We start from the raw sequence: 11,451 nt of genomic DNA on the forward strand, positions 1-11,451 counted from the left end.
CGGACAGCTATCCAATATCCGAAACGGCCGCCTCAGTGCGACGCCCGCTCACGGAAGCCCGGCTCAACGCAACGAGGAGGTCCCGCCTGTGTCTCGGCCTTTCCAGACCCCCGGTATTGTAGATTCCTGAGCCAGGTTATGTCTCGCCTCGAAACAGCATTCTATTGAACCGACATTGCGTATCTGACCAAGTGCCGGTGGAGTGATGATTGAACAGGCACCACGGATCGCTCCGGAATTTCATGTCGGTGCAGGCGGCGACCGCTGGTCGCTGACGCGCGACCTGCAAACCGGGCGACCCCATGTTCTGCATCATCCCGGCAACGACGCCCCCGAAGTCCAGTTGGACCTCGGGTCCTTTCTGGTCCTCTTCACCGGCGAGGAGCGCGAAGACTTGCTCCGTCTGATCGCGTCCCTCATTCCGGACGCCGAACCGATTTTGGATAGCCGCGATGGTGCCGGTACGACCCGGCCTCTGCACTTCGTCTCCCGATGGCTTCCCGCCCGGTAGCCCAGAGACGCCTGAATGGCCGACCGTGCGATTGCTGCACGCAATTGGGCTCAATCCGTGAACGGCTTATTGATCCGTGATCTCCTATGCTGATGCGCTTTAGGGCGGAGTCCTCATGGATAATCAGCGGAACGCCCGGCGCGTATCGGTCAACCTGAGCGGGCGCATCTCGGCGGCCGGTCATCCCGCCATTCCGTGCATGGTGCACGATATGTCGCGATGGGGCGTTCGCCTGAGGCTCGTGGGCACCGACCGAGTCCCCTCCGTGTTCACGCTGACGATCGACGCCACCGAAACGGTGATCGGCTGCGAGACGGTCTGGAAGAACGCCGACGAGATCGGGGCGCTGACCGATCTGATGGAGTGACCGCCGGCTCCTGCCGGCGGCTCTGGCAAGGTCGCAGGTCCGATCAGCCGCGATCGAGGAATCCGAGGCTCTGCGCGATCGGATTCCTGTTGGCCAGACCGTCGAGATCGGGGATCGGACGCATCAGGTCCGGCGAACGGGCGCAATGCGCTTCGATAGCGGCGGCCGCCGCGAGCAGGACGGCATCGCCGCCGCGCCGGGCCACGACCTGCACGCCGAAGGGAAGTCCGGCCTCGTCGACGCCGAGCGGCAGGCTGATCACCGGATGGCCGGCGAGCGTCACGCCGTAGGCGAGCGCCAGCCAGTGGAAGTACGAACGGGTAGCGACCCCGTCGATCTCCGTCGGATACAGCTCGCTCCACGGGCGCGGAGAGAGTGTGATGGTCGGGCTGATCAGCAGGTCATAGCGCGCGAAGAAGCCGACGAAGCTCCGGTAGATCGCGGTCTGGATGCGCGCCGCCTGGGCATAGTCGGCGAGCGTGTAGCCGAGGCCCTCCTCGACATTCGTGCGGACATTGGGTCCGAGCTGCTGCGGCCGGACGCGGTAATTGTCCAGGTGGAGGGCAAGGAACTGCGCGGCCCGCAGGATCGCGAAGGCCTCATCGGCCCCCGTGCAATCCGGCGTCGCCGTCTCGGCGGCGGCGAAGAGCGGCGACAGCGCCGCGACGCGCCTGCGGAACACCCGTCGGACGTGCTGCTCCGTCGGCGCGAAGCCGAGATCCTCCGTGAATGCGACGCGGAGTTCGCCGAGGTCGAGCGGATGGGGCGGCTCGTAGCGCTCCGCGCGGCCACGCACGGGCTCGCCGGGCAGGGTATAGGCCAGGGGATCGCGCGGGTCGTCGTCGGCCATGGCACCCAGCATCAGTGCGGCATCGCCGACGGTCCGGGCCATCGGCCCGTTCACCGGGAGATTGGCCCAGCCGAGCCCGCGCCGTTCGTTTGGAACGAGGCCAGAGGACGGTCGCATGCCGACGATGCCCGCATAGGCCGCCGGATTGCGCAGCGACCCCCCGGTATCCGAGCCGGACGCGAGCGGGACCATCCCGCAGGCGAGCGCTACCGCAGAGCCGCCGGACGAACCCGCCGCGGAGAGCGTCGGATCGAAGGCATTGCCGGTGGCCCCGTAGACGACATTGCGCGTATTCGCACCCGCGGCGAATTCGGGGGTGTTCGTCTTGGCCAGCACGATGGCGCCCGCGCCGCGCAGGCGCGCTACGACGCCGAGGTCCCGGGCCGGGACGTTGTCGGCATGGATCGGACTGCCGTAGGTCGTGCGTAGCCCGGCCGTATCCTCGGTATCCTTGATGCCGACCGGTATCCCGTGAAGCGCGCCGAGTGGCTCGCCCTGGCGGACGGCCACCTCCGCACGCAGGGCCGCCTCCTGCGCCCGGTCGATGTCGAGGGCGACCACTGCGTTCACGGCGGGATTAATCCGGGCGATCCGGTCGAGGCATGAATCCAGCAGTTCCACGGGGGAGATGTCGCCCCGGCCGATGAGGCGGCGGAGTTCCACCGCGGACAGGTCGCAAAGATCGGCCATGCTGAGATATCCCTGACGTTCGGAACGCGGCTTGATCGGTCTTACCGGCTCGGGCTGCCTGCGGCACGGGTCGGGGGATTTGGCCGCGTATGGTCAGTGCCACCAGGATCGCGGCGGCGACGGCGAGCACTTCATCCGCGGGCGAGTGCGGCTTCGAATTCCTCGGCCGGGAGATGCGCGCCGCCGGTGGTCCAGATCACATGGGTGGCCCCTGCCTGCGCCTCGGCGGAGAGGGTTGCGACGAAGCGCCCCGCGGCCGCGAAGCCTGCCGCCGCTGAGGGCTCCAGGCGGATGCCCGCGTCCGTCCAGAGCACCTTGAGCCATCGGTACAGCGCGTCGTCCGGCACCGTGACCACAGCCCGGATCAGCTTCTCGAGGGTCCGGGCGACGAGCATGGAGGCGGATGCACAGGCCAGCCCGTCCGCCGCCGTGCGATTGTCGAGGCCGACATCGTAGACGCTGACCGACTGGTCGAGGCCCGCCGCGAGTTGGACCAGCATGCACGGAGACGCCACGGGCTCGACGAAGACCGGATGCACGGCGTCACCGAACAGGAGCTTCAGCCCGAATGCAACGCCACCCGGCGCTCCACCGACACCGCAGGGAAGGTAAACGAACAGGGGGTGCGCCGGACCCACTGTGAGCCCGTTCTCCGCAAGCTGCCGCTTCAAGTCGAGGGCGGCGGTTGCATAGCCGAGGAACAGGTCGACGGAATCCTCATCGTCAACGAAGTGCGCGTCGCTGCGTCCTGAAAAAGCACTGCGCGCCGCCGCCACCGCCGCCCCGTAATCGCCGCGATGCTCGACCACGCGGGCGCCGAGTTCACGCAGGCGCTGCTTCTTCCAGGCCCTGGCGTCGTGCGACATGTGGATTTCGACCTCGAAGCCGAGCGCCCGCCCCATCAGGCCGACGCTAAAGCCGAGATTGCCGGTGCTGCCGACCGCAATGACATGACGGGCGAACAGGTCACGGAACTCAGGGTCCGCGAACGCCGCATAGGACCGACCCTCGCCGAGTATCTCGGCCCGCATTGCGAGTTCCTCGGCGAAGGCCAGGACCTCGTAAACTCCGCCGCGTGCCTTGATGCAGCCCGTCACCGGAAGCGCGTGGTCTCCCTTCACGAAGAGCTGACCGCGGTTTCCAGCCAGGATGGCTCTGGACAGTTCCTCCGCCAGTGGGATGAGCGGCGAGTCGATCCGGCCCGCGCCGTGTTCGGGGAAGAGGCGGGCCAGGAGCGGTGCGAACCGCTGCCATCGCGCGACCGCGCCATCGACCTCGGATCGGCCAATTGCGAGGCTCGGCAGAACCGACGCGCTATCGGCCAGAGCGGGGTTCTTCCAGATCGTGGGACTGGCGCGCTTCACCGCTTCAGGAATCCGATCGCCCGGAAGCTTGGTCTGCATCTCGATGGTCGCCAGGCGCTTCTGATCACGATCGGTTCGTCCGCGTCGAACCTGCGCGAAGGGATGGCGCGCGGCCAATTATATTCTCTGGCGTTAAATATTAGGACCGCTTATCGTTCTGTATGTCCGTAAGGCTTGATGCGCGTCTGGCTGGCGACCTGTTCTTCTTCCGCGCCCTGGTCGAGGCGGGCGGCTTCGCCAAGGCAGGAGACCGTCTCGCGGTGACGCAGAGCGCAGTCACTCAGCGAATCCAGCGACTTGAGCAGCGTCTGGGTTACCCGCTGCTGGTGCGGGGTGCCCGTGAGATCCGCCTGACTGCAGAGGGTCACGACCTGTTCGCGGCCGCGCGCGCCGGATACGACGGCATGAGCGCGGTTCTGCTCCGGGCGGAGCGGCGCGCAGGGCGGGAATCCCTGAGGATCAGCTGCATTCCGTCCCTCGCTTCAGAATGGCTGGCCCCCCGGCTGAAAGTCTTTAGTGACACGCATCCCGGCATCGACATCGCCGTCTTCGGGGAGACCCACGACCTGGATCCGGCACACATGACCTCCTCCGGGATCGACGTGGCGATCCGCTACGGTCCGGAGCCGCCTTCCGGTGCGACTGTCGTCTTCGACCATCCCGAGCCGGTCTACCCGGTCTGCGCCCCCGCTTACCGAGATGCGTCGAGGGCGAGCGCTGACGGTACCGTCGTCCTGCTTCACGACGCGTCACCGTGGGAGGCTGCGGCGACGTCCTCCGACGAGTGGGATCGCTGGATGCAGATCCATGGGGTGCCGTGGAACGGCCGGATCCAGAATCTCTACTTCAACCTCGCCCAGCTGGCGCTGCGGGCCTCGCTCGGCGGCTCCGGCATAGCGCTGGGACGATCGCTGATCGTCGCGCCCTATCGTGTCGACGGTCGCCTCGTTCCAGCCTGCGGCGATGCCGTGATGACCGGACTTCGATATTACGTGCTCGTCCGCGCTCTGCCGCCGACGGGTCCCGCCGCGGCCTTCGTTCAATGGCTCGGCGAGAGCATGCTTCGGCAGCCCGGCTCATCCCAGCCAATCTGAAACGGGCATGACGCTCGCAGGTGCCGTCACCGAACCGTTCGTCGTGGACGGATGAACGCCGTTCGTGGCCGACTCCGTCGCCAGATGCGCCACGAGGGCCATTACTTTGGGACTGACCAGCCGCCGGGAGGTGTGGAGCGCCCACAGCTCCGTCGGTGGTCCCTCAAGCCAACCCCCGCAGGTCAGCCGGCCGGCCGCGACGTCGGGCCCGACGAGGGAGTGCGAGAGCAGGGCCGCGCCGGCACCCGCCATCGCCGCGTCCCGCAGCACCGGGCCAGCAACGTGGCTCGGTGCGGAAGCGACAGTTGGCGCAATCGCGATAATCCGTTCGGCGGCATGCCGTTCATCGAGGAGAATTTCGCGGTCGTCGAGACCCTGCGCGCGGTCGCCGGGGAACTCGGCCGGCAAATGGCACGGGTGGCACTGGCCTGGGTCGCGCGACGTTCCGGCGTCGCGTCAGTCCTCGTGAGGGCGAGCCGCCCGGAGCAGCTGGAGCAGAACATCGCCGCCCAAGCAGCAAGGCCGGTCGGACGGGGCAGCCGAACCGCCGAGGCTCAATCCGTACTTCATGTTCGCGCTGCCGACCGCATCGATCTTCGGCGATCGGCAGGTCCAGGCGTGGTCAGCGACACCGTGCAGGCGCCTGGATCGATGTTGGCGGCGGTGACGGTGCTTTGCACGGTCCACTCGTCGAGCTTGACCACGAATGCACGCCACGTCTGGCCACCGGTTCGGCGGAACACCGCGAAGGTTTTCTGGCCGAGCGTGAGCGTCCTCCCCAAAATCGGGCCTCCGCAGCCGAGGGCTGCCCCGCACAGACGAGTGGGCCAAGGCACCGATCTCGGTAGTGCCGCGACGCCGCCTCGAGGGCCGCCGCGGCGTCGCCGGGGTCTTCGACGCCTTCAGTAGCTACGCTGCAGTACCGGCTGAGGCGCGGGTGCCCCGAACCCGAGATCCGACAACTTGTAGGAGACCTGGGCGAAGCCGCCGTAGCGATCGGTCTCGAACTTGGTAGGGCTCTGCGGAACCGTCGGGAACTGGGTCCGGCCCGGGTTGGCCTCCATCCGCCAGTAGCGCCCACCGATGCCGACGCTCATGGACGGGGTCACGTCGTACGAGACGATCCCCTCGACGAAGTAGCCGTGACCCGACCCGCGCTGGGGCAGCGGATTGATGTCCGGCCGCCACCAATGACGGTCGACCCCGTCCATCGCCACGACCGGCAGGTAGGCGCCTTCGAGGCTGAACTTCAAGCGGTCGAAGCGCACCTCGCCGATCAGGCCGACCCGCATGGCATTCCACCGCGCCGTCTCCGTCAGACCCTTGGCGTTTTCACCGACGCTATCGGACCCCGCGCAGATATTTCCACCACCCACTTGGCGACATCCGAAGCCGTTGATCAATTCCGAAAAGTACTGGTAGCCAACAAAGCCACCGACCTTCACGTTGTCGCGGATGAAAAAGTTCATGCCGGCATCGATGGCCGCGTAGCCGATGTCGCCGTCCTTGATCCGCGACAAGGTGTTCGAATAGGGGCTCTCGGCCGGCGGGAAGTCCTCGTCATTCAGCCGGCCGCGCATCACGCCGCCGGATCCGAGAAGGCCCTTCACGAAGAGACCTGTCGGATTGTGGTCGAGCCGCGCGAAGCTTTCGCCCGCATGGGCGTCATAATTCTTGTAGGTCAGGCGCGAGTTGACCTGCGCGGGCACGACGTTGGAACCGAGCGTATAGCGGTGAGTCCCGGAGCTGTAGAAGTATCGAACACCCGCTTCGAAGCTCCAAATGCCCGGCGCCACCGATCCGGGTTCGGTGTCCTCGACCGACGGCAGGAACGGCAAACCATCTCCGAGCTTGTAGTTGAGGCCCACGCGCGTCAGGAAGCCGTTGGTCGCCACGCGCGTGCCGACCAAGTAGCCGGGCACGGACCCGTAGGACTCGGGACTGCGGACGATCCGCTCTCCCAGATCGTAATACAGACCCTCTATTTTGGCGGAGAGGCGCTGGCTGAAGGCGTATTCGATACCGGCACCGGCGACGTAGCCAGTGCGAAGCTCGCCTTTCCGGCCATCGAAGGTGAATGCACCCGATATGTTCGTGTTCGTATCGACGCGGACGTTCCCGGCGGCGAGGCCCGCGGTCGCGTAGACGAAGATCCTGTCCGCTGCGACGCCGACTTTCCCGCGGACCGTCGTCAGGTAGTCGAGCCGCTGGCCTGCATGCGCGATGCTGAACGCGTAGTCCCCACCGCCGACCGCGGGAAAGTCGCCGTCTTTGAGGCCGTAGTTGCGCAGGCGCGTGAATTGGTAATCGACGACGCCGCCGATCACCAACCCGGATCCGAAATCCAGTTGTCTGTTATATCCGATTTCGGAACCCGCAATGAAGGCATCGTCGGGCGCGCGGCTTGTGCCGGCAACCGGACATCCCCGGTCGCCCACGTCGCCCCCGGGCCCCGTGCAGGACGAGTGCGACGTGTTGCCCAGATGGCCATATCCGGCGAAGAGGCCGCTATAGGGTCCCGTCCAGTTGAAAATCGGAACCGGCATCGTGGCGATCGGCAAGGGCAGCGGCAGATCTGCGGCCCGTGCAGCAACCGACCCGACTGATCCGATACAGCCAGCAATTAAAACCAGACGACGCACTACTGATCCTATCCGCGAATGAGCGTGTTGTCAGACGCAGCCATTCAGATCCGATTAAGGTTGATATTGCGCTAACAGCTGGACGCTCCGCACAGGCGATCGGTTGCCGGTTGCTGATCTACGCCGCAGTCCAGGGCCGCTTTACCGGCGCTGCCTGCAGGCGCTCAGCAGCCTCTGATGCAGTGGGGTTCACATGCCTGTCGCCCGCCATTCACGCATCCAGCGCGTTCTTGGATGGCCGCATCTCCCACGGTCGGCCTGAGCGCGACACGAACAGGATGCCGGTGAGCGTCGCGCGTTTCTCGATCGTTGGTCTCTGAATGGTATGGCGCCGATCATCGTTGCTGGGGAGCGGGACCTGTCAGCGCGTAATGATGCTCGGTTCCTGCCGAACGGGACGGGGCTGCAGTACGAGGAGCCCGGCCGAATAGATCAATGAGACGAGAAGGGCTGTCGTCAGAGCGATGGCGGCGCCGAAGGGTTGAACCATCAGGTGCAGAGTCAGCAACGTCAGGCCGAATCCGAACACCCCCCGGATCGCGACGCTCGACAACCGCGCCATCGCCACCCCGCCGATGCGGCGGTGCAGGATGACAAAGGCGCTCGTCATCGTAACCGGATAGGCGGCGATTACCCCGGTTCTGGCTGGCCCAAGGGCCGAACTCAGAGCCAGGAGGGCCGACACGAACAATGCTACGATCGTCGCGCGCGCGAGGAGATCCAACGGGCGCGGCCTCACGATGACGGCGCTCCGAACGAGGGTCGCGCGGACCACGTGCCGGGTCGAGAAGGCGCCGGCTCCGTAAACGACGGCATTGAGCAACAAAGCCGTCAGCGGAGTCCATGCGACGGCCGAGATCGGGATGGCGGCTGTAAGCCACGCCAGTATCGCGGGGACGAGGGTGGCGGTTCGGTCCCGACCGGCCGCCCGATGGGCATAGACGATCAGGAACAGGCCCGTTGCCGCATTTGCCGCGAAGCCATTGAGGGCCGCTCCCGCGACGAAGGCGGCATCGTGTTCCAGCGCCATAAAAACATAGGCCGGGCCGGCGGAAACCGGCAGGCTGACGATGAGCGCGCCCCACACCGGCCCAAGCCATTCGGCAAGCACCGAGGCGAACACCACGACGGTTCCCGAGGTCAGCGCCCGGATCAGGGCCGTCAGCCATATCGCTGCCAAGGTCGTTTCCCGTACATCGCGTCGCCGGCCAGGGCCGGTTTCGGAACCGGAGCTTCGCTATCACGGGCAATCGCCCCGAGCCAAAGCAATGGGCTCATCATGAACCCACTTTTCCGGTCGCGATGGTCCGGATCTTGGGCACGCCGTCGCCGAACCGCACGGCTTGCCCGCTCAAGCCCTCGACAACCGCGCCGGTGCGGCGTGGCCGACCGGCCGGCTCATCTCACCCACCGAGGGCGGCGGTTCCTCGGCAACCGCGACGACGCTCCGGACATCGCGGGAGGCCCGCACAGCCTGATCGTGTCGAGATCGACACCGATCGCCCAGAGTGGTTCGATCCGTCGATGGCGCCGTGCAACCTGCGCGGTCACATTTGACCGCGCTCGCCGATCCTCGCGAGGCGGCCGGGGCACCACGGGCCCGTCAGATGTAGGTCGATGCGAGCGCCGGTGAGCCTTCAAGAGCATGGGCGAGCACCTCCAGACCATTTGTGATCTGCTGCCGGGTCGAGGGACCTCCGAGGCACAGGCGGACCGCCTCTGGCGGCGTTCCGGCTACGCAAAACGGATCGCTGCCGACGACGCCGAGGCCCGCCGACCGACCCCGGCTGGCGAATGCGGAGCGCGTCCAGCCGGCGGGCAGGGTGATCCAGACATGGAAGGCGTGCGGGTCCGCGTTGTAGGATTCTGGCGGAAGCAGCGAGGCCGCGATCCTCTGGCGTGCGGCCGATTCCTGGCGAACGGAATCCACGATCGCGTGCGCCGTTCCGTCCATGATCCACCGCGTCGTCAGCGCCGTCGAGATCGGCGAGGCCATGACGGTCGCCGCCCTCAAGGCATCGCCCAGCGGAAGGGAAGCCCGGGCACTCGGGGCAACCAGGAAGGCGAGGCGCAGTCCCGCCCCCAGGCACTTCGCGACGCCGGCCACGTAGTAGGTGATCTCAGGGGCCAGTTCGGCGAAGCTCGGCGGCGGTGTCGGGCAGATATGCGCGTAGGCGTCGTCCTCGATGATGGTCACGGCGTAGCGGCGCGCCACCGCGATAATGGCTTGGCGACGCGCGTGGGACAGGGTCGCGGTGGTCGGGTTCTGCAGCAAGGGATTCAGATAGATGGCTTTCGGAGCTGCTCTGGTACAGGCGGCCGCGAAAGCGTCGGGGTCGATGCCGTGCCGGTCCATTGGCAGGCCGACGAGCCGCAGGCCCCGATGAGCGGCGAGCGTCCGAATTCCCGGATAGGTGATGCGCTTGGCGCAGATCGTATCGCCGGCTTGAGCAACCTGACCCAGGATACTGAACAGCGCGCTGTGCGCGCCCGGGCAGATCAAGAGCCGCTCCCGCGCTGCCACGATGCCGCGGCCGCCCAGCCAGCGGAGCGCCGCCTCCTTGTCTTCGTCCGTCCCGCCGAAGCCCTGGTAGCGCAGCAGGCTGGCGAGGTCGCCGGACAGCTCGGCGAATGACGTCCGCATGCGGGCCCGCAGGGACGGCGCGTCGGGCTCCGGGGGCAGGTTCATGGTGAAGTCGACCGGCTCGACGCGCTGCGGTCGGGCGAGGCCGCCGAGACGGGCCGTGGCCATCGGATCGATCACGAAGGTGCCCTGGCCTACGCGTCCCTCGACCAGGCCGCGCCTGTGGGCTTCGACATAGCCGCGGGAGACGGTCGTGAAGTTTAAGTTGAGCACCTGGGCAAGTGCGCGTTGCGTCGGAAGGCGCATGCCCGGCATCAGGCGGCCGGTCTGGATGTCGTCCGACAGAGCGTCCGCAATGGCGAGGTAATGAGGCCGGCCCCAGCGCGTGAGGTCGGGCTTCCAGAGATCGTCTGCGCCGGCATGGGAGCCGGATCGTCCGCGCCGTTCCGTCGGCATCATCTTTTCCGTGCCCCGAGCTGAAGATGCGATCAACGACCGATTGTATGGCGTGCAAGTGCCATACCGCGGACAGATCGCCATGATTGGCAGCGGTGATCCATGCAATGCGTATAAATATCGGTGGCGTATACCCGACCCTATGGTCGAACCACTCGCATTTCATGATGCGCGAATGAGCAAACCATGCCGAATCTCCGCGGCACCACGAGATTGATTGATCGTATATTTGTATGCATCTCACGCTCACGCATTGCATGTGGCATTGATTGTGATGACTTGGCACGAGGCTTGCCAATCCTGGTGCTGATCGCCCGCAGCTCCGCCTGCCGCGGTCCAATCCATCGAGGAGCGTGTGCAATGCCTGCTGTGAACCGCGAACCCCACAAGAAAGGCGACGTTCTGGTCGATTACGAGGAGAAGGTCTTTGAGGATGTGAAGGCCGCACCGGGCCAGAAGGCGCTCGTCACCTTTCACACCGTCGCATTCGAGGGCTCGATCGGCCTCGTCAACCTGCTCCAGGCCACGCGCCTGCAGCGCAAGGGCTTCGAAACCTCGATCCTGCTCTACGGCCCGGGCATCACCCTGGGCGTCCAGCGCGGCTTCCCGCGGCTCGGCGACGAGGCCTTTCCCGGCCATCTCAACTTCAATAACCAGCTTGAGAAATTCATGGCCGAAGGCGGCAAGGTCTACGCCTGCCGGTTTTCGACCCAGGCCCTGTACGGCCACGGAGAGGCGGCCTTCATCGAGGGGATCCGCATGATCAATCCTCTCGATGTCCTCGACTGCATTCTCCTGCACAAGCGCGATAACGCGGTGATCATCGACACTTGGACCGTCTGACGACCGCGCCATCGCACCGGCGGCCGCGCGGGGCGCGCAGCCGCTGGGTC

11 protein-coding genes are annotated in these 11,451 nt (G+C 66.3%); 5 read left to right on the plus strand and 6 right to left on the minus strand.

The features are described 5' to 3' along the window. Positions 1-205 precede the first annotated feature (205 nt). Together CIW48_RS05565 and CIW48_RS05570 are read left to right on the plus strand one after the other, a co-directional pair. Positions 206-511: a hypothetical protein gene (locus CIW48_RS05565; RefSeq protein ID WP_149309829.1), complete on the plus strand. Its 306-nt coding sequence runs from the start codon at positions 206-208 to the stop codon at positions 509-511. Positions 512-626: 115 nt separating this feature from the next. Beyond that, positions 627-878 carry a PilZ domain-containing protein gene (locus tag CIW48_RS05570; protein ID WP_149309831.1) on the plus strand — a complete coding sequence of 84 codons (252 nt, stop codon included), beginning with the start codon at positions 627-629 and terminating at the stop codon, positions 876-878. Between the two features lie 43 nt (positions 879-921). Here the strand turns inward: CIW48_RS05570 and CIW48_RS05575 are convergent, their stop codons facing one another. Then, positions 922-2,418, minus strand: coding sequence for an amidase family protein (locus tag CIW48_RS05575; protein ID WP_149309833.1), 1,497 nt, complete (start codon positions 2,416-2,418; stop codon positions 922-924). A 131-nt stretch (positions 2,419-2,549) separates the two neighbouring features. Next, complete coding sequence (locus CIW48_RS05580; protein ID WP_246695136.1) at positions 2,550-3,899, minus strand: D-serine ammonia-lyase; 1,350 nt, start codon at positions 3,897-3,899, stop codon at positions 2,550-2,552. A gap of 44 nt (positions 3,900-3,943) precedes the next feature. Here CIW48_RS05580 and CIW48_RS05585 point away from each other — a divergent pair, with 44 nt between their 5' ends. After that, on the plus strand, positions 3,944-4,876 hold the full coding sequence (locus tag CIW48_RS05585; RefSeq protein WP_149309836.1) for a LysR substrate-binding domain-containing protein: 933 nt from the start codon (positions 3,944-3,946) through the stop codon (positions 4,874-4,876). Here the strand turns inward: CIW48_RS05585 and CIW48_RS33130 are convergent. After that, complete coding sequence (locus CIW48_RS33130) at positions 4,859-5,284, minus strand: LysR substrate-binding domain-containing protein (protein WP_246695137.1); 426 nt, start codon at positions 5,282-5,284, stop codon at positions 4,859-4,861. The two genes, CIW48_RS05585 and CIW48_RS33130, sit on opposite strands and share 18 nt — an antisense overlap. Between CIW48_RS33130 and CIW48_RS33825 the strand changes: the two genes are divergently transcribed. Continuing rightward, positions 5,213-5,785, plus strand: coding sequence for an aldo/keto reductase (locus tag CIW48_RS33825; RefSeq protein ID WP_246695138.1), 573 nt, complete (start codon positions 5,213-5,215; stop codon positions 5,783-5,785). The genes CIW48_RS33130 and CIW48_RS33825 overlap by 72 nt on opposite strands. Here the strand turns inward: CIW48_RS33825 and CIW48_RS05595 are convergent. The 3 genes from CIW48_RS05595 to CIW48_RS05610 all read right to left on the minus strand — a co-directional run bounded on the left by CIW48_RS05595 (position 5,779) and on the right by CIW48_RS05610 (position 10,558). Further along, positions 5,779-7,518 (minus strand): omptin family outer membrane protease, encoded by a 1,740-nt coding sequence (locus CIW48_RS05595; protein ID WP_246695139.1) that lies wholly within the window; start codon positions 7,516-7,518, stop codon positions 5,779-5,781. The two genes, CIW48_RS33825 and CIW48_RS05595, sit on opposite strands and share 7 nt — an antisense overlap. Positions 7,519-7,879: 361 nt before the next feature. Continuing rightward, positions 7,880-8,644, minus strand: a complete 765-nt coding sequence (locus CIW48_RS05605; protein WP_246695140.1) for a hypothetical protein — start codon at positions 8,642-8,644, stop codon at positions 7,880-7,882. Between the two features lie 477 nt (positions 8,645-9,121). Continuing rightward, positions 9,122-10,558: a PLP-dependent aminotransferase family protein gene (locus tag CIW48_RS05610; RefSeq protein ID WP_246695141.1), complete on the minus strand. Its 1,437-nt coding sequence runs from the start codon at positions 10,556-10,558 to the stop codon at positions 9,122-9,124. A gap of 360 nt (positions 10,559-10,918) precedes the next feature. Here CIW48_RS05610 and CIW48_RS05615 point away from each other — a divergent pair, with 360 nt between their 5' ends. After that, the gene (locus CIW48_RS05615; protein WP_091777295.1) at positions 10,919-11,401 is read left to right on the plus strand and encodes an MSMEG_0572/Sll0783 family nitrogen starvation response protein; all 483 of its coding nucleotides are present in this window, start codon (positions 10,919-10,921) and stop codon (positions 11,399-11,401) included. The last annotated feature ends 50 nt before the right edge of the window (positions 11,402-11,451 follow it).

Origin of the sequence: Methylobacterium sp. P1-11, from assembly GCF_008329595.1 — a bacterium.
Lineage (GTDB): Bacteria > Pseudomonadota > Alphaproteobacteria > Rhizobiales > Beijerinckiaceae > Methylobacterium.